Source organism: Streptomyces griseoflavus (assembly GCF_014649995.1).
GTDB classification, from domain to species: Bacteria; Actinomycetota; Actinomycetes; order Streptomycetales; family Streptomycetaceae; genus Streptomyces; species Streptomyces griseoflavus.
The window spans coordinates 305,658-324,553 of the sequence record NZ_BMUC01000001.1; the positions used below are offsets into that span (position 1 = coordinate 305,658).

At 75.3% G+C, this 18,896-nt stretch carries 11 protein-coding genes; 1 reads left to right on the forward strand and 10 read right to left on the reverse strand.

What is annotated here, in order from left to right; all coding sequences use genetic code 11:
* Positions 1-44 precede the first annotated feature (44 nt).
* From IE172_RS01375 to IE172_RS01385, 3 genes are all read right to left on the reverse strand, one after another.
* Complete coding sequence (locus IE172_RS01375; RefSeq protein ID WP_229885736.1) at positions 45-2,837, reverse strand: ABC transporter permease; 2,793 nt, start codon at positions 2,835-2,837, stop codon at positions 45-47.
* Positions 2,834-6,115, reverse strand: a complete 3,282-nt coding sequence (locus IE172_RS01380; RefSeq protein WP_229885737.1) for an ABC transporter permease — start codon at positions 6,113-6,115, stop codon at positions 2,834-2,836. The genes IE172_RS01375 and IE172_RS01380 overlap by 4 nt, the downstream gene beginning before the upstream one ends.
* A gap of 178 nt (positions 6,116-6,293) precedes the next feature.
* Positions 6,294-6,707, reverse strand: coding sequence for a globin (locus IE172_RS01385; protein WP_190095176.1), 414 nt, complete (start codon positions 6,705-6,707; stop codon positions 6,294-6,296).
* A gap of 49 nt (positions 6,708-6,756) precedes the next feature.
* Here IE172_RS01385 and IE172_RS01390 point away from each other — a divergent pair, with 49 nt between their 5' ends.
* Positions 6,757-7,743, forward strand: coding sequence for a methyltransferase domain-containing protein (locus IE172_RS01390; RefSeq protein ID WP_190095177.1), 987 nt, complete (start codon positions 6,757-6,759; stop codon positions 7,741-7,743).
* An 18-nt stretch (positions 7,744-7,761) separates the two neighbouring features.
* Here IE172_RS01390 and IE172_RS01395 read toward each other — a convergent pair whose 3' ends face one another.
* The 7 genes from IE172_RS01395 to IE172_RS01425 form a co-directional block, all read right to left on the reverse strand.
* Positions 7,762-9,081, reverse strand: a complete 1,320-nt coding sequence (locus tag IE172_RS01395; protein WP_190095178.1) for an FHA domain-containing protein — start codon at positions 9,079-9,081, stop codon at positions 7,762-7,764.
* 81 nt (positions 9,082-9,162) lie between these two features.
* Positions 9,163-10,509 (reverse strand): vWA domain-containing protein, encoded by a 1,347-nt coding sequence (locus IE172_RS01400; protein WP_190095179.1) that lies wholly within the window; start codon positions 10,507-10,509, stop codon positions 9,163-9,165.
* A gap of 122 nt (positions 10,510-10,631) precedes the next feature.
* Positions 10,632-12,137 (reverse strand): PP2C family protein-serine/threonine phosphatase, encoded by a 1,506-nt coding sequence (locus IE172_RS01405; RefSeq protein ID WP_190095180.1) that lies wholly within the window; start codon positions 12,135-12,137, stop codon positions 10,632-10,634.
* Between the two features lie 3 nt (positions 12,138-12,140).
* Entirely contained in the window at positions 12,141-14,720 is a 2,580-nt protein-coding gene (locus IE172_RS01410; RefSeq protein WP_190095181.1) for a serine/threonine-protein kinase, read from the reverse strand.
* 22 nt (positions 14,721-14,742) lie between these two features.
* Positions 14,743-16,077 (reverse strand): hypothetical protein, encoded by a 1,335-nt coding sequence (locus IE172_RS01415; protein WP_190095182.1) that lies wholly within the window; start codon positions 16,075-16,077, stop codon positions 14,743-14,745.
* A 140-nt stretch (positions 16,078-16,217) separates the two neighbouring features.
* Positions 16,218-17,261: a glutamate ABC transporter substrate-binding protein gene (locus IE172_RS01420; RefSeq protein WP_190095183.1), complete on the reverse strand. Its 1,044-nt coding sequence runs from the start codon at positions 17,259-17,261 to the stop codon at positions 16,218-16,220.
* Positions 17,262-17,314: 53 nt separating this feature from the next.
* Entirely contained in the window at positions 17,315-18,751 is a 1,437-nt protein-coding gene (locus IE172_RS01425; RefSeq protein WP_190095184.1) for a GlnX family signal transduction membrane protein, read from the reverse strand.
* Positions 18,752-18,896 lie beyond the last annotated feature (145 nt).

Sequence of the window (18,896 nt, forward strand, 5' to 3'; positions counted from 1 at the left end):
TGCGGGGAGTTGTCGTCGCGGCGGGACAGCGGGCGGCGGGAGGGTCACCGGGCATCGCCCGCCCGCAGTTCCCGCACCGACCCCCTGCGCCCCGACCACCAGGCCTGCGCCGCCGCGATCCCGACGGCCAGGGCGAGCACCGCCAGCGCCGGCACCAGCAGCGACACCGGATCGGTGCGCAGGACCGCCCGTCCCGCCGGGGACGAGGAGGCGGACACGGCGATGGTCGTCAGGTCGACGCCGGGTGACAGCAGCCGGATGGCGGCCCAGGCGGTGACGGTGCCGCCGGCCGCCGCGAGCAGCGCCTGCGGCAGGGACTCCAGGACGAGCAGCCGACGGCCCTGGGCCCGGGTGAGCCCCATGGTGCGCAGCCGCGCCAGGAGCGCCGCGCGTTCGGGAGCGGCGCGCAGCAGGGTCAGCAGCAGCGCGAGGACGGCGTATCCGGCACCGGCCGCCACGGCCGCCGCGTAGACGCGCTCGGCGCCGGACCGGAGCGGGGAGTCGGAGTACCGGGCGTGCTCCTCCGCACGGAGGTGGACCCGCGCGGTGCCGCCCGCCGCCTCGCGCAGCGCGCTCCCGTCCGGGCGGTCGCCGGTCACCAGCAGCGCGGTCGGCCGGGCGGAACCCTCGGGCACCCCGGAGCGGTCCACGACGAGGAAGTCCTGCCCGGTGACCGCCGGGGTCCGCTCCCGCACCTCCACGATCCTCACCGAGATGAAGCCGCCGTCGCCCAGGCCCATCCGGAACGGCCGGGTGCCGTAGCGGTCGGCGACCTCGGGGGAGGCCAGGGCGGGCAGGGCGCCGGCGTCCGCGGGCGCCTTCAGCAGGTCCGCGTCGAACGCGCCGATGTCCGTGTGCCGGGAGAGGGCCGCGTAACCGGTGGGGTCGACGGCGGCCACCGGGACCGCCAGCCTGCTGTCCCGCGGCTGGGCGTAGAGGGCGACGGCCACGGCGGTGACGTCCCGGACGCCGGGTGCGCGCCGGATCCGCTCGGTCAGGCCGGACGGCAGATCCGGCGCCCCTTCCAGGCGGGCGTCCGCGCCGACGGCGAGGACGGCGGCGCGGTCCCGGGCGTCGGCGACACCGGTGAGGACGGAACCGCCGAACGCGGCGGTGGTCAGCGCGGTCAGCAGGGCGAGGAGCGGCAGTACCGCGGAGCCGGACGTGCGGGCCGCGCGGGCCAGCGACAGCGGGCCGACCACGCCCCGCAGCCGCCCGGCCGGACGGGCCAGGCCGCGCAGCGGCAGCGGGTACAGGCGTACCAGCAGCAGCGCGGCGATCATCCCCACCAGCACCGGGGCCAGGGACACCAGGGCGTCCCCGGACGTCCCCCCGCCCTCCGCGGTGCCGCGGGTGCGCAGCGCCACGACCGCGCCCACCGCCACGGTGACCAGGGTGAGTTCGGCGACCGTACGGCGCCGCGAGGGGCGGGCCGCGGCGATGTCCTCGCGGGCGGCGTGCACGCGTACCGCGCGGTGCGCCGCGACGGCCCGCAGCGGCAGCGCCGCACAGGCGAGGAGGGCGACGGCACCCGCAGCGGCCACCGCGTACGGCGTGCGGCCCCCGGGGAGCAGGAGCAGGGCGGCCGTCAGACCCAGCGCGGCGGCGGGTACGGCGACCACCGCGGTCTCCGCCAGCAGGCGTGCGGCGAGACCGGCGAGGGAGGCGCCGCGGGCGCGCAGCAGGGTGAGCTCGGCGCGACGGCGGTCGGCGGCGAGACCACCCGCCATGAGCAGGACGACCGCCGCGACCGTGCCGGTGCCGAAGGCGGCCACGGCGACCAGCGAGCCGATGGCGGTCCGCAGTGCTCCGTACTCGCCGAACACCTCGTCGAGGGCGGTGTCCGCCTCCAGGCTGGGCGAAACCGCCGTACGGGCCTGCTGGAGCAGCGGGCCCGCCTCCAGGGAGGCCAGGGCGGACGTCAGCCGGGGCAGGTCGTGACCGTGCAGCCCGGACGCGTCGGGGGCCAGGTGCCAGTACCGCTCAGGGAGGCCGGTGGCGAGGATCGCCGGGGCGGCGTCCGGGGGCAGCAGCAGCGCGCCGACCCAGTACACGCTGCGCGCGGGGTCGTCGGGGACGGTCATCAGGTGCGGGCTGCGCAGGACCGGCGACGTCGACCAGTACGCCTCGTCGGGGGCGCGCGGGTCGACGATGCCGGTGACGCGCACCATGAGCGGGCCGCGCTGGAGGCCGGGCACGCGCAGCACCGAGCCGACCGCGATGTTCAGTTCCCGGGCCGTCTCGGCGGTGACGGCCGCCTCGACCGCACGGGTCGCCGCGCCGGCGCCGTCCGGTGCCTTGGGCAGCCGGCCCTCCCGCAGCCGGGAGTGGCCGGCGAGGTCGTTCTGGGCGACGAGGTGGAACTGCGGGGGCAGCGCCGACGGCTGGGCCAGCTCCGCCGGTTCCCGGACCGGCAGGGGATCGGTGGTGCGTACGCCGTAGGCGGACTGGTCCCGGTCGAGGGGCAGGGACCGGCCGGGCAGTGAGAGGAGTTCGGCGCGCGGTCCGCGTACCGCGTCCCACCGCAGGTCCGCCTCCCGCGTCTCCTGCGGAACGAGCGTGTCGGCGTCGGAGGTGAAGAGCTGGACGGTGGTGCGGGAGGGCCCGGCCGACTCCATCGCCCGGCGCAGCCCCGCGTCGCCGTACCGGTCGACGGCGAGCGGCAGCGCGGCGGCCAGGCACGCGGTCACCGCGACGAGCACCGCGAGGGCCACCGCCGCGCCGGGCGCCGACCGCAGCCGGGTACGCACCCAGCCGGCCACGGCCGCCCGCGGTCGTCCCGTGCGTCGCGCGCCCACGTCGGCCGCCTTCCCGGTCGCTCGGCGTGTGCGGGTCATGCCGGGTCGCCTCCCCGGTCGCGCAGGGACGTCACCGGGGCCGCCCGGCGCAGCGCCAGGACGGCCGTGATCAGGAGGGGGGCCGCGGCCACGGTGGTCAGGAGGACGGCCACCCGCAGCGGGGGCAGTTCCACCAGGACCTGCGGCACCGGACGGGTCGCCTCCGAGGTCAGCATGATCAGGGGGATCACCGCACGGGCCAGCACCGCGCCGAGCAGGACACCCACCGCCAGCGCCAGACCGACCAGGACCCCGTGCTCGACGAGCACCACCCGGGCCAGCCGGCGCCGTGAGGCGCCGAGGGCACGCAGCACCGCGAACTCGGCGGAGCGCTCGCGCAGCGACCCCGCCGCGCTCACCGCGAACCCGACCGACGCCAGCGCCGCCGCCGCGAGGGCCGCCGCACCGAACGCCGTACCGGGGCCGGCGCCGAACGGGTCGTCGCGCAGTTCCACGGCCATCTCGTCCCGCACCACCACCCGGGACGGATCGAGGTCGGGCCGGGCGCGCAGCGCCCCGGCCACCCGCTCCGTGTCGCCCGGCGCTGCCGCCAGCCACCACTCGTTCGGCGGCAGGCCCTCGCTCCCGCGTGCCTGGAGCACCCGGTTGACGGACCGCAGATCGACCAGCAGGGCGCCCCCGTCGGTCTTCCCCCCGCCCGGCGGCGTGGACGGCAGCGCCCGCACCGCCCGCACGATCCGCACCGGCACCGTGCCGCCGCTGATCGGCACGTCCACCCGCTGCCCCGGACGGGCGCCGGTGGAGTCGAGGTAGCGGTCCGTGGCGACGGCGGTGACCTCGGACGCCGCCGGCTGCGGGACCCGCAGGCCGATCGTGAGCGGCGAGGGAAGCCAGGTCAGATCCGGGTCGGTGTAACCGGTGCCGTAGGTGAGGGTCGCCGGATCGCCCGGCTCGGTGCGGGGCGGGGTCGGGCTGGTGTCCTCACCGGGGACGGGCGCCGCGCCGTCCACGCGGGCGGACAGTTCCCAGGCGTCCGGCAGTGGCAGGGACCGTTCCCGGCCGCCGCCGTCCGTGGCGGTCAGCGCCGCCAGGGTGAGCCGGTGCCGTTCGGCCCGCAGGGCGGGCTGCAGCAGGTCCAGCCGCAGCCCGGTCAGGGTCAGCTCACCGGGGGGCGCCTCGGCGGTGGCCGCGAGGTCGAGCGCGAGGTCGTGCGGACCGCCGTCGGCGGGCAGGGCGCCGAGGGGGAAGGCGTACGGGACGCCGGAGGAGTCCTCCACGGTGGCGGTGACCTCGACCGTGGTCTCCGGGCCCGCGCCCGCCAGCCGCGCCGTCAGCGTCAGACGGTCGGTGCCCGCCGGCACGCGGACGCCCGCCGTGTCGCCCTCGGGCGCCAGCGGGGCCACCAGTGTGCGCACCGGCACGGGCGCGAGGTCCCCGCGCAGCAGCACCGTCCGTGCCGCGTGCGCGGTGTCCAGCGCCAGCACGGTCGCCGTCCGTCCGCCGGACAGCGGCACCGTCGTGCGGGCGGCGGGAGCGGCCGCCCGTACGCCGGGGACGGCCGCGTACGCCCGGGTACGGCCGAAGCCGCCCTCGGCGGTCAGTACCCGCACCGGCGCACCGGCCCGGAAGTCCGCCTGGTCGTCCTGCGAACGGTCCCACGAGGAGCCCTGGCCGATCGCCAGCATGCCCAGCGCCACGGCGAGCACCAGCAGCAGCATCGGGCCGGCCCCGCGCATCGGCCGGCGGCTGAACTGCCAGCCCGCCAGCGCCCCCGGCAGCCCCCGGCCCGCCGCGGCCCGGCGCTCGGCCAGCCGTGCCGCCGGCGGCAGCAGCCGCAGCGCCAGCACCGTGCCGGCGAGCAGCGCCAGCGCCGGGGCGACCACGAGCAGCGGATCGACACCGGTGTCCTCGCCGACGGCACCGGACGGCCGGCGGCTCAGCTGCCAGTACGCCACCCCGGCCACCGCCAGCAGCCCCAGGTCGGCGCCCGCGCGCACCGCACCGGGCAGCGGCTTGGCCCGGCCGGAGGTGAAGGAGGAGGTCAGGGCCGGGACCGTGACGGCCAGCGCGCAGCCCAGCGCCACCGCCGCCGACGCCAGCCACACCGTGCCCCGCCCGGCGACCGCGGCGACGGACGTGTCCAGCCCGAGGCCGATCCGGGCCAGTGCCCCCTGTCCGGCCAGCAGCCGGGTCAGCGGGCCCGCCAGCAGCGGGGCGCAGGCCGCCGCGGGCGCGGCCAGCAGCAGTGCCTCCAGCGCGGCGAGCCGGGCCACCTGGGCGCGGGAGGCGCCGCGGGCCCGCAGCAGCCGGGTCTCGCCGGCGCGTTCGGTGCTCAGCAGGCGGGCCACCAGCAGCAGCGCGCAGCCGGCGAGGAGGGTGAGCTGGAGGGCGATGACCAGCAGGGTCGAGCGGGAGACGAGCAGGGAGCGCTCGACCCGGTCCAGCACCGCGGGCAGCTCCGTCGTGGCGGTCGCGGTGCCGCCCAGGGCGTCGGCCTTCGGCAGGGCGTCGGTGCCCTCGCGGGCGGCCTCGCGCAGCGCGTCGATCCGTTCGGTGGTGACCGCCGAGAAGTCGGCCGTCGCCAGCCATCCGGAGGGGCCCGCGCTGACCCGGTCGCCGGTGAACACGGAAGGGTCGGCGAGCAGGGGGCCGTATGTCGTGAAGTGGAGTTCGACGATGCCCCGGCCGCCGAGTTCGTCCAGCCGCCAGTAGGGGGCGGCCGTGTCCACCGGACGGTAGACGCCGGTGACGTGGAGGTGCGCCGGGGGGCCGTCGAGGCGGTTGGCGAGGGTGAGGCGGGCACCCGGTCGCAGTCCCAGGGCCCGGGCGGCCCGTTCGGGGACTGCGGCCTCGATCTCCGCGCCGGAGGTCCGCGCGGGCGCGCGGCCGGCGGTGACGCGTATCTGCGTGGGGTCCAGGGCCGCGAGGTGGGTGAGGTCGGGGTCGCCGCCCGGGGCACGCCGGTCCGGGGGGCGGAGCGCCTCGGGAAGGGCGTACGGGCCGGAGCGGGTCAGCGTGCGCAGACGCACGGGCAGACCGTCGAAGGCGGCTCGCGCGCCCTCGCGTACGGCGGTGTCGGCGGCGGCGCGGCGGTCCGCGGGGACCTCGGCCTCGACGGTGAGGGTGGTGTCGGCGGGGTTGCCGGGGTGCGCCAGGGCGTGGCGGAGGGAGGCGTCGCCGACGGTGGTGGAGTAGGCGGTGAGGGTGGCGAGGACCGCCGTGGTCAGCAGGACCGTGAGGAGGGCGGCGGCCAGGAGGGGGCGGTGGGTGCGTACGCGGGCGAGCACGAGGCGTGCCGGGCTCGCTGCGGCAGTCACTCAACCCCCCGTGGTTGTCCGGACCTGCCGGTGATGTTGTCAGAGGGGTGAGGTGGAGGTAACCGGATGGTGCGCGGAATTGACCGGATCGTGATCGGAATGCGGAGGCACGCGTTCGGAATGTGACCGCGGTGCGGAGTGGCGGGCCCCCGCCGTCCCTTCGGTCAGGTCCGTCCGGTCAGTCCGGCGAGTTGATCATCGAGGCCGCCGCGTAGGTCAGGTACTTCCACAGGGTCTGCTCGTGTTCCTCGGACAGGCCCAGTTCGTCCACGGCGTCCCGCATGTGCCTGAGCCACGCGTCGTGCGCCGCGCGGTCGACCTTGAACGGGACGTGGCGCATGCGCAGGCGCGGGTGGCCGCGGGTCGCGCTGTAGGTGGTGGGGCCGCCCCAGTACTGCATGAGGAAGAGGACGAGGCGCTCCTCGGCCGGTCCCAGGTCCTCCTCCGGATACATGGGCCGCAGCAGCGGATCCTCCGCCACCCCCTGGTAGAAACGGTGGACGAGCCGGCGGAAGGTCTCCTCCCCGCCGACCTGCTCGTAGAAGGTCTGCTCCTGAAGCGTGCCGCGCCGAATCTCTGTCACGCCGTCCATGGTCTCAGACACCACGGCGTAGGACTCAAGCCCTAAGTACTGTGGAGACATGGGCGGCCAGGGCCGTGAGGCGCTCGACCACCTCGCCGGGGACGCGCGGGCGGAGCTCGTGCGGGAGATCGCGGCGAGCGGGGCCTTCGACACCGACCCGGTGTGGCGGGAGGCGTTCGCCGCCGTCCCGCGGCACCTCTTCGTGCCGTACTACTACGTCGGTGCCGTCGGCGGATACGAACGCCGGTGGGGCGAGCACCCCGACCCCGCGGCCCGCGAGCTGTGGCTGCGCGGCGCGTACGAGGACACCCCGCTGGCGATCCGGCTGCGCGACGGCGAACCGATCTCCTCCAGCAGCCAGCCCTCCCTCATGGCGCTGATGCTGGCCGGCCTGGACGTCCGGGACGGGCAGAGGGTGCTGGAGATCGGCACCGGCAGCGGCTACAACGCCGCCCTGCTCGCCCACCGGCTCGGCGACGACGGCCTGGTCACCACCGTCGACCTCGACCCGGAGATCACCGAGGCCGCCCGCCGGCACCTCGCCGCCGCCGGACACCGTCCGGCCGTCGTCACCGGGGACGGCGCCCGCGGAGTGCCGGCGCACGCCCCCTACGACCGGATCATCGCGACCTGCGCCCTGCCGTGCGTCCCGCGCGCCTGGCTCGCCCAGTGCCGTCCCGGCGGCCGGATCCTCACCCCGTTCGCCACCGGCCTGCTCGCCCTCACCGTGCGCGACGCCGGCCACGCCGAGGGGCGCTTCCTGCACACGCCCGCCTACTTCGTGCCGCTGCGCGGCACCGGCCGTGCGTGGCGGGAACCGCCGGACGTGGAGGACCTGCCGGGCGCGGCCCTGGGGAGTGACGTGTTCCGGTTCCTGCTGGAGCTGACCGCGGGCGTCCTCGACCCGTGGGAGGCGTACGAGGTGTGGGAGAACGAGGGCAGGCCGCAGCGCGAACGCTACGGCCTGACCGCCGACGCCGAGGGCGACCGGGCCTGGCTGGACGACCCCGCGGGGCCGTTCGTCTGGCCGGTGCCCTCTTCCTAGTGCCGGTCCGCCGGACGCTCAGCCCCGGCGGATGGTGATCGTCGTCCAGGCGCCCACGTGGACGCGGTCGCCGTCCTGGAGCGGGACCGGGACGAACGGCTGGATCGGCTCGTCCGAGCCGTTGACCGTCGTGCCGTTCGTCGAGTTCTGGTCGACGACCGCCCAGGTGCCGTCCGGCTGCTGGACCAGCACCGCGTGCTGGTGCGAGACGCCCGGGTCCTCCGGCGGCGTCGACAGATCGATGTCGGGGGTGTCGCCGGTGGAGTGGCGGCGGCGGCCGATGGTGATCTGGTTGCCGGTGAGCCGGCGCTGCTGCTCGGGGGAGTAGGCGGGCAGGTTGAGCCCCGCGGCCTCGGGGCCGGAGCGGTGCATCATCGCCATGAAGTACTCGCGGTCCGGGCCGATGGTCGCGGTCCAGGTGGCGGGGCCCTGCGGCCGGCCGGGCTGCTGCGGGTACCCGCCGGGTCCGGGCGGCGCCTGGGTGCCGCCGGGCTGCGGATAGCCGTAACCGCCGTGCCCGCCGGGGCCGTTCGGGCCACCGGGACCACCGGGGCCGCCGGGACCACCAGGGCCGCCGTGCCCACCGGGTCCGCCGTTCGGCGGGGAGATCACCCAGTCGTCGTCACCGCCGCCGAAGGGCGGACCGCCGGGCTGCTGACGGCCGGTGTCCTGCGGGTAGGCGGGAGGAGCCGGCGGACCGGACCGGAACGCCTGCGGGCCACCGGGACCACCGGGGCCACCCGGGCCACCCGGGCCGTTCGGACCACCATGGCCGCCGTGACCGCCGGGGCCGTTCGGGCCACCGTGACCGCCGGGGCCGCCATGACCGCCGGGGCCGGGCGGGGGCGGGACCGGGCGGGAGGGGTCGCCGCCGAAGCCGGGCGGGCCCGGCGGGATCGGCTCGGCGGGACGGTTCACCTGAGAGGGGCGCGAGCCCTGGTAGTCGTAGGAGTCACCGCCGCCGTACGACGGACCGGGCTGCGGCTGGAAGGGCCCGCCCTGGCCGGGTCCGGGGCCGGGGGCCGGCGGACGCGGGGCGGCCGGGGTGTACGAGGTCGCCGTGTTCGTCAGGAAGTTCCACCGGCACTCCTCGCAGAACGGCGCGCCGCCCTCGCGCGGCGTGCGGCACTGCGGGCACAGCTCGGTCCGGCCGCCGGGACCACCGGGGCCGCCGTAACCGCCGCCCTGGCCGCCGGGCGGCGGGAAGCCGTAGCCGCCGCCACCGCCCGGCGCGGGCGGCGGGGGAGGAGGTGGGGGTACGGCACCCGCCATGCGGTGACCGCACACCTCGCACCAGTCGTCGGAACCCGACTGGTGTCCGTTCGGGCAGGTCGGCATGTCGGCGCTTCCCCCTCTCCTTGTCCGGCCGGTTAGGCCGGATTTCTCCAACCCCGAGGGGTCAGGCTCGATTGCTTCCGGTCACTTCTTTACACGAACGGTCTTGGTCGACCGAGTTTCGAGCGTCATCTCGTCGGCCTCCTCCACCTTCGCCTTCAGTCGCACAGTACCGGTCGTGGCGTCGACGACGTCCACCACCTTCGCAAGCAGTTTCGCAGTATCCGCGTTGCCGGACGCACTCGCGAGCTGAACGGCGCGGCCCAGTTTGGCCGTTGCTCCGTCGATATTCCCCGCTTTGCGCAGATCCAGCCCTTCTTGGATGACTTCCGCCAGTTCGGCCTGCCCGGTGTAGTGGGCGACCTGGGGGTTGATCGACGTCGAGGCGGCCATGTCGTCGGTCCACACGGCCCGTACGAGACCCTGCGCCCCGAGGTTGCGCACGTCCCCGTCGGGCTGCGGAACGACCAGTGAGATACGGGCCGCCAGCATCTCCCGGCCGATGCCGGCGGGCGGGACCTCCACGCAGACGTGGTAGTCGCGGGACTCGTCTCCCCAGGAACCAAGCGGGTAGTCGCCCGCGCGGGGGCCCGACTCGGTGCGGCGGCCGGTGAGTTCCCCGACGGTCGGCGCGACCTGTTTGACGAACTTCACGGTCGTGCCGACCGGGGTCCACAGCCGCAGCGAGACGTCCGCGACCTCCTTGCCCATCGCCGTCTCCATCATGTGCGTGAAGTCGGCGGCGAGATGGGCCGGGTCGGCGACGATGTCGGCGGTGCCGAGCAGCGCGGAGGCGATGGCTGTGACTTCTTTCACTTCCCAGTCGGTGCCCACGCCGCGGGCGTCACAGGTGAACCGTCCCGCGCAGGCGTCCAGGGCCGCCTTCAGGTCCTCGGGCGACTCGTGCTCGTTGCGGCCGTCGGTGAGCAGGATGCCGTGCCGGATCGCCACGTCCGCCGACGCCAGCAGCCGGTCGGCGAGACCCAGCCAGGTGCCGATCGCCGTACCGCCGCCCGCGCTCAGCTTCCGCAGCGCCTGCTTGGCCTCCTCACGGGTGGCGGCGTCGGCGACCGCGAGGCCACCGCCCCCCGGGTACACCTCCTTGGCCACGTGCGTGCCGCCGACGACCGCGAAGTGCACGCCGTCGCGCAGGGTGTCGATCGCGGCGGCCGTCGCGTCGCGGGCGTTGCGCATCTTCGTCGGCGGGTAGTCCATCGAGCCCGAGCAGTCGACCATGAGCACCACGGCCGCCGACGGTCCCTCACCGGGTGAGAAGAGGTGGGGCGCCGTCACCGCGCTGCCGATGGTGCCGCCCCCCGTCGCCGTCACCGTCACGATGGCGTTGACCTCGCGGCCGCCCTCCGGCAGGTATTCGTTCTGGTACACGTCCACCGAGAACTGCGGCACGTTCGATTTCGAGAAGATGGCCATGCCTGTTCGATCCCCCTCGGATGCCCCGGCGGCGCGGGGCGACGACGGATGACGGACCGGTCCCCTCCGGTCCGTCGAGGCTTCCCCGCGGGGAGCGCGCGAGAGGCTTCCCGTACGCGGCCTCAGGCCGATCCTGCCCCCTGGGGGACGGCGGGGAACGGCACGAGGGCCACTGTTACGTTGTCGTGGCCCCCGCCGTCGAGGGCGTGACCGACCAGTACCCGGGCGCTGTGCAGCGGGCGCACGGCGGCGTCGGCGGGCACCACCCCGGCCATGTCGTCGGCCGACTCCGCGTAGTTCCACAGGCCGTCCGTGCAGACCACGATCACTCCGGGCCGGTCGGGCTTGAAGGACGCGGTGTGCGGTTCCAGTTCGTAGGCGTCGGCGCCGAGCCAGCCGGTGATCGCGTGGGCGCGGTGGTCGGCGTAGGCCTCGGCCTCGCCCATCAGGCCCGCGGCGACCATCTGCGCGGCCCACGAGTCGTCCTCGGTGAGCCGGGCCGCCGGGGCGGAACGGTCCACCGGGATCCAGTAGGCGCGGCTGTCGCCGATCCAGCCGACGACCAGCAGACCCGCCGTCACCACCGTGCCGACGATCGTGCACGCCGGGGCGTTCTGGTGCGGGGCGTGCTCACGGGCGGCCGGGGCCGGCTCGTCGGCCAGCGCGTTGACCGCGTCGGAGGCGGCGATGATCGCGTCGTGCATCGCCTGCTGCGGGTGGGTGCCGCGCGGCAGGGCCGCCAGCAGGGACTCGGTCGCCGCGCGGGAGGCGGCCATGGAGGCCTCGTCGGGGCGGGTCGCCGAGGAGACGCCGTCACAGACGATCGCCACGGAGACGGGCGAGCCGTCCGGCAGGGTGGCGGTGCCGATGCCGAAGGCGTCCTCGTTGCGGTGGTGGCGCAGGCCGCGGTCGCTGACCGCGGCCAGGGGGCCGCATTCCTGTTCCATGTGGTCCCGTTCGCGTGGCTGGGCGTGGCCGCAGTTCTCGCAGTAGCCGTCGTCGTCCACCCTGCCCGCTCGGCAGGCCACGCACACCGTGCCGCCGGCGGCGGTCTGCCGCTCCGGTGCGGCGGTCACCCGCGGGTCGGGAGCCTGGAGCGGGTACTCCTCGGCCCGCGCGGGCTCGTGGCCGCCGTCGGGGTGCCCCTGCGGGTCGGGCGCCGGGGGCGCGTCCGGCTGCGCGCGGCGGTCGAAACGCACACCGGACGACGGAGCCGGGGGCGCGGACGGCGGAGGCGGCGGCGGTACGGGTCCGGACGGGGCGGCGGCCGGAGCGGCGGGAGCGGCGGAAGGTGCCGGGCCGCCCGCTGCGCCGGACAACGGGGAACCGTCCGAGTTCGTGCCGGGCACGTCCGTCGGCTGGTGGGTCGGCGGCCCGTCGACGGAGCCGTCCGGACCGGGAGCCGGCCAGGCCGGGGCCGCGGGCGGCGCCGACGGCGTCCGGGGACGCTCCGCCGACGCCTGGGGCGGCACCGAGCCGTTGAGGGCGACCGTCGGCTCGTCCTGCGGGCGCGCGGGAACCACCGACAGGTCGTATCCGCACGCACCGCAGAAACGATCACCCGACTCGAGGGGTTCCTCGCAGCTCGGGCACTTCGACAGAGCGGCCTGCTGAGGCATCTGCGACATCAACTACACCCACGTCCGGGGGCGGTAACGATTGGCACGTTCCACCAGGTCGATCCTCTCCTCGCCGCTGCGCGCCAGCCGGGCCAGCGTCCGGTACGAACGCTCCAGGCCGAAGCGCAGGCCCCGCTCGTCCAGGCCGCTGCCGAGCAGCGTCCGTCCCCCGGCGGCGGGAGGGGCGGAACCCTGGCCCCCGGAGAGTACCCAGTCCAGCCCGCAGCCGAGGACCTCGGCCGACAACAACTCGCGCCGTGCCGGATCCAGACCGTACGCCTCCAGGGCCTCGACCTGCCCCGCGGCGGCGGCCAGGTCGTCCAGGAACGGTACGTCACCGGGGACCGCCGCACGCCCCCGCAGCCGGGCCCGCACGGCCGCCACCCGGGCGGCCGTGTAGTGGATGGAGGACTCCGGCACCGACTCCAGCGTCCGTACGGCGCCGCTCCGGTCCCCGGCCGCCAGCCGCACCCGGGCCAGCCCGAACGCGGCACTCACGTAGCTCGGATCGGTCGCCCACACCAGGCGGTAGTACTCGGCCGCGTTGTCCAACTGGCCCAGCACCTCCGCGCACAGACCCAGCGCCAGCTTCGGCGCGATCTCACCCGGGAAGGCGTCGTAGATCGCGTCGAAGGCGAGCGCGGCGCCCTCGTGGTCGCCGGTGACCAGCGCGGCCACGCCCCGGTACCAGACCACCCGCCAGTCGTCGGGGTCCCGCTCCTCCAGCGCGCGCAGCGCCTGGAGCGCCGTGGACCGCTCACCGGTCTCAAGCCGGGCGCGGATCTCGCGCAGCCGGGTCTCCGCCGACGGGGCGGGCGCGGCCGCCAGCGCGTTGATCAGTTCACCCGGCGCGGACGTCAACAGGCCCGCGAGGAAACCGGCGTTGGGGTCGGCGGGGTCGACGTGCGGCACCGGGAGCGCGAGGGCCGCGCGGGCACAGTCGACGGGCTTGACGACGGCGGGGGGCGCCGCGGCCGGAGCCGGCGGGGGAACGGCGGGAGCACCGCCCGCGGGAGGGAGCGCGGGCCGGCCCCTGCGGGGGCGCGGCGCCCTGGTGCCCAGACGGGACACGTCCCCGTTCAGCGCCGGGAACAACTCCGCGTCCGTCACCCGCAGTTCCGGCCCGAACAGCGTGGACAGCGCCGGACGGGCCCGGCCCGACTGGAGCGAGACCACCTCCCGCAGCACACCCGTCAACTGCTCGGTCATCTCCTGCGCGGAGGCGAACCTGCGGGCCGGATCCGGATCGGTGGCACGCACCAGCAGCCGGTAGAACGACTCGTACTGCCGGAAGACCTCGATGTTCTCCGGGTCCGGCAGCGAGTCCACGAACACGTTCGTGTACCCCTGGAAGTCGAACGTGAGGACGGCGAGTGTACGGGCCACCGTGTACAGGTCGGACGCCACCGACGGGCCCGCCTCGGCGACCTCGGGCGCCTGGTAGCCGACCGTGCCGTAGATGGCCGACTCGTCGTCGTCCATCCGGCGCACCGCGCCCATGTCGATCAGCTTCAGCTGGTCCTCGGTCTGGATCGCGTTGTCGACCTTGAAGTCGCAGTACAGCAGGTTCCGGCTGTGCAGATGCCCGAGCGCCTCGAGCGCCTCGATGCCGTACGCGCACGCCTGCTCCACCGGCAGCGGGTCACGCCTGCCCTCCGGTGTGCGGCGGGCGTTGGCGATCTCCTTCAGCGACTTGCCGCCCAGGTACTCCATCACTATGTAGCCGTCGAGGGACCCGGTGCGCTGGTCCAGGTGCTCCACGAAGTTGTAGATCCGCACGATGTTGGCGTGCTCGATCTCCGCGAGGAAGCGCCGCTCGGAGATCGCCGCCGCCATCGCGTCCTGGTCGCCCGTGTCCAGCAGGCCCTTGAGGACCACCCAGCGGTCCGACACCGCCCGGTCCACGGCGAGGTAGATCCAGCCCAGACCGCCGTGCGCCAGACAGCCGACCACCTCGTACTGCCCGTGCACCACGTCCCCGGAACGCAGCTTCGGCACGAACGAGTAGGGGTGACCGCACTTGGTGCAGAATCCCTCCGTGCGCCCCGGTCTGCCGCTGCGGGCCCGGCCCACCGCCGCCCCGCAGTCCGAACGCGAGCAGAACCGCTTCCGCTCGGGCACCTCCGGGTCGTCCAGCACCATCCCGCGCGGATCGGGACGCGGGATCGGCGGCACCTGCACCAGCCCGGCACCCAGACGGCCCCGGGTGGCGGAGCCGGTGCCCGCGCCGGAACTGCGCACCGACACCGAGCGGCTCGAGGCCCGGCCCGACAGCGAACGGGAGAGCCGGCCGGAGACCGAGCGCCGGGACTTCGACGACTGCGACGACGTGCGCGAGCTGCGGCTGCTGCGGCCGCTCCGGTCGCTGCCGGACCGTCCGCTGCCCGACGAGCCGCGCGAGTCGCGGCCGCCCGCCGTGATGCCCGTCGGAGGCGAGGCCACCAGGCCCGTCGGCGACACCACCGGGGCGAGACCGCACGTGTCGCAGTACAGCTCGCCGCCGCCCACGTCCTCGTACGCGCCCCCGCACTCGGGGCGCTGACAGGCGTGCGGCGCCTGGACGGCCCCCGGCTCCCGCTGCGGCTCGCTCATGACCCCGCCTCCCCCTGCTCGCTCATGCGCCCGGCCCCCTCCGGTCCTCCGGCCCGCCCTGACCCGGCACCCGGGGGGTGCCGCCGAGCAGTTCCGCGGCCGCCTGCTGGTAGCGCAGCACCGCCTGCTCGGCGGCGCGGAGGTCGCAGGGCGCGCTCCACAGCATGCGGCGCGCCTTCTCGTACCGCTCCACCAGCAGGGAGTCCTCCGCGAGACCGTACCGGGCCACCTTCGCCTTGTACGCGTCCAGCCGGCCGCGCAGTTCCGCACGGACCGCCAGCGGTGCCGTCACCGCCGTCAACGACTCGCGGGCACGCAGCAGTTCGTCCTCCGCCTTCCGCTCCAGCGACTCCAGCAGCGGGGACAGGCGGTGCCACTGGGCGTGCCGGCGGTACTCGGCCGCCGTCGACAACTGCTCCTGGAGCGCCGTCGGCGGCCCGCTCACCACCGGCACCTCCGTCGCCGCGATCTTCGCCAGCACCTCGCCGCGCGCGGTGCGCGCCTCGGCGAGGGTGCGGTCGGCGCGGGACAGCACGTCACGCAGCCGCACGATGCGCGTCTCCGCGTCCTGCCGGACCGTCAGCACGGCGTCGATCTCACGGCGCACGTCCTCCAGCGCGCGCGCCTCGCGGTCGTAGACCGTGGTGTCCGGCCTGCCGCCGCCCGGCGCCGAACTGCCCTCCGCCGGCCTCCAGAACGCCAGCGGGTCGGACACCACCTGCTCGCGCAGCTTCGTCAGGGTGCGGGTGATCCGCTCCAGGTCGTCGCCCGCCGGATGCTCACCCGGGCGCACCCCGACCGAGTGCGCGAGCCGGCTCGTGCGATGCAGCTCGGCGGCCAGGAGATCGATGCGGGCGGGCAGCGCCGACCACACCGCGTCCGCGGCCACCACCATGTCCAGCGAGGACGCGTACAGCTCGTTCATGCGGTCGACGAGGGTCGCGAGGGAGTAGCGCTCGCTGAGCCTGCCGGGGGCTCCGTTCAGGGCGGGCGTGCCCGCCGTCGCCGACACGCTGCCCGCCAGCGTCACCGGCTCGCCGCGCAGCAGCTCCGTCAGCTCCACCAGGTCCTCGCGGCTGGACCAGCGGCGGCGGGAACGGATGTCCCGGGCGGTGCGCAGGGCGTCCGTGTACGCGTCGAAGCAGGTCCACAGCAGCGTGATCGCCGCCTCCGCGGCCTTCCAGCGCTCGGCGGTGAGCCCGGTGAGCCGCGCGCCCTCCAGGAGTCTGCGGCCCGCGTGGTCCTGCAGGGCGAGGAGCGAGGTCTCGATCGCCTCGTGCTCCGCGCCGAGCCGCGCCAGCGCACGGTCCACCTCGTCCCGGTCCAGCACCGGCCCGGTGGGATCCGTGTCGGCCATCGATCACCTCTCGCTGCGGAGTTGTCGGGGGTGGGGTGGGGCGGGGTGGTGCGGGGTCGGGGTTGGCGGGAGGTAGGGGGAGGTGGGGTGGGGTGAGGTGCCGGTTCGTGGGTGGTGGGTGGTGGGTGGTGGGCTGTGGGTCAGCTCTTGCGCAGGTACTCGGGGGCCGGGGGCTTCGACGCGGCGGAGTCCCGGCCCAGTGTCGCCGCCAGCCAGTTCGCGTACGAGGACTCCCAGCCGTTCGCGGTGTCCCCGCGGAAGTCCACCAGGATCTGGTTGACCCGGCGGACCAGATCGTCCGCGTCCTTCTTCATCGCCACGCCGTAGTACTCGGTCGTAAAGGCCGCGCCCTTGAGTTCCACCGTCGGATCCTGCGCGGCCTGGCTGGCCGCGAGCGCCCCGTCCGTGACCACCGCGTCCACCTCGCCGAGCTGCAGACGCACCAGGCAGTCGAGCTGGTTGGGGACCGTCGTGCGGATGTCGGCCGACTTCGGGAGCCGGCCCTCCTCCCGGTCCGCCTCCAGCGTCGAGTACGCGGTGGAACCCGTCGCCGTGCATATCTCCCGGTCCGCCAGACTCCCGTCGTACCCGGTGACCGGCGAGGACTTCGGGGCCAGGACCTGCTGGCCCGTCTTGAAGTACGGCGCGGAGAACGCCACGTCCCGCACGCGCGCGCAGTTGATCGTCATCGTCCGGACCACCATGTCGACCCGGCCGGCCTGGATCGCCGGGATGCGCTGGTCCGTCGGGATCGCCTTGAACTGCACCGCGTCACGGTCGCCGAGAATGTCCTCGGCGATGCGGTGCACCAAGTCGATGTCGAAACCCTCGAGCCGGCCGCTCTCCCCGCTGTTGGGGTCCCGGTAGCCCCAGCGGTAGCTGTTCTGGTCCACACCGACGACCAGCTTGCGCTTCTCGCCCTGGCGGCTCTTGATCGCCGCGATCGTGGGACCGTCGGCGGCGGAGGGAGGCAGGGTCTGCTTCTCCGGGGCCGTGCACTCCTCGTCGGCCTGCGCCCGCTCGGCGTGGGAGACGGCCTCGCCGGAGGTCCTCGCCGGGGTACGGCCCTGCGAGCCGGTGCAGGTCAGGACGAGAGCGAAGACCAGGGCCAGCACGCAGGCCGTCGCCATCGCGCCCACCCCGCCCCAGCCCTTGGGGCGGGTCCGCGGGTGCGGTGCGGTCATCCTCGTCGCCTCCTTCGGCCCGAACACCCCCTGCGGGTCCGGCACGCGGGTGTTCATCGGTACTCCGACAGCCTGCGGCCGATGCCCAGGAGCGCGCCGGCCGCGCCCAGCACCGCGCAGGCCGCCGCGCCGAGCGGCAGGCCCGTCAGCGCGTCCCTGCCGTCGCCCGCCGCCTGCTTGAACTCCGTCTCCTCGTGGGCCAGCGCCGCGGCCAGGTTCTTGTCGACGCTGTCGAAGCACTCGCCCGTCGCGCCCTCGGCGCCGATCACCATGTCCAGCGCCTGCTGGTAGTTGCCGTTCTCGTCCTGCTCGCGCGCGGCCGCGTGACGCTTCTTCCACTCGGTCATGTCGCTCACCGCCGACGTGACCGGCTTCGCGCCGCTGTCGTCGTCCGCGAGCCGCTCGGCGCGGGCCAGACCCTTGGCGAGGGTGTCGATGTCCCGCCCGAAGTCGTAGTCGTACGCGTCGAACGTCTCCTCGCCCACCTTCTTCGTCTCCGCGCCGCGCGCCACCAGGGTGAGGTTCTCGTTGCCCCGCGCCTTCAGCGAGGCGATGCGGGCGTCGTGCAGGACGTTGAGGGAGCGGACCCCGTGGTCGTAGGAGTCGTTCAGGTGCGAGCGGGCCAGGGTGTGGCCGGCCGTCAGCCAGAGCAGCACCACGGCGGCGGTCGTCGTCGCCGCGACCAGGCCGTGGTTGAGCACGCGGTTGGTGCGCAGGTAGTTGCGGCGCTGGGCCCAGGCGAGGGCGGCGAGCGCGAGGACGCCGAGGGCGATCGCGGGCCAGGGGTACGGGGTCGCGTCCGCGTAGTCGGAGCGCAGGCGCTGGTTCTCCGTGGTGTACAGCTCCTCCGCCGCCGGGAGCATCTCCTGTTGCATCTTCTCGTTCGCGTACCGCAGGTAGGCGCCGCCCACGGGGTAGCCCTGGCGGTTGTACGTGCGGGCGCGTTCCACCAGGCCCTTGTACTCCGGGAGCAGGCGGTTGAGTTCGGCGATCGTCTTCGCGGAGGACGAGCCGGGTTCCGAGTTGGCCGCGGCGTTGACGAGTTTGGCGGCGGCGGTGCGGATGTCCTTCTCGTAGCGGTCCCGTGAGGCGGCGGTCTCCTGCCCGCCGGCCAGGAAGCCGCTGGACGCCGCGGTGTTCGCGTCCGCGAGGGAGCGGTAGATGTCGGCGGCGTCGGAGGTGAGGGGCTGGCTGCTGGTGAGGACGTCGTCGGCGGCCGCGGCCCGGTCGGTCATCTGCCAGGCCGTCACCGCGCCGAACGCGAGGACGAGGGCGGCCAGGACCGCGCCGATGACGCGCAGGCGGCCGGGCTCGGTGGTGGCGGCCTTGCGGAGGCGGTCGACGCCCTCGGCGAAGGCGGTGCGGCGGGCGGGTGGTGGGGCGGCGGGGCTGGGGGCGGCCGGGGGTGCGGGGGTGCGCTGCGGTGGTACGGCCGGAAGCCCGGGCGCGGCGTTGCCGGGTGGCGCCGGGCTGTGCGGCGTGTGTGTCACTTGACCTCCCCCATGGTCCGCTCCGCGGCCAGTATCGCCGTCGGGGCTGACATATGCACCGGCCTTGGCACGATCTTGATCCGATTGCAGCCCGATTGCCGGAAATTCCGCCCCACGCCGTCCACGCCCTGCCCAGGAACACGCC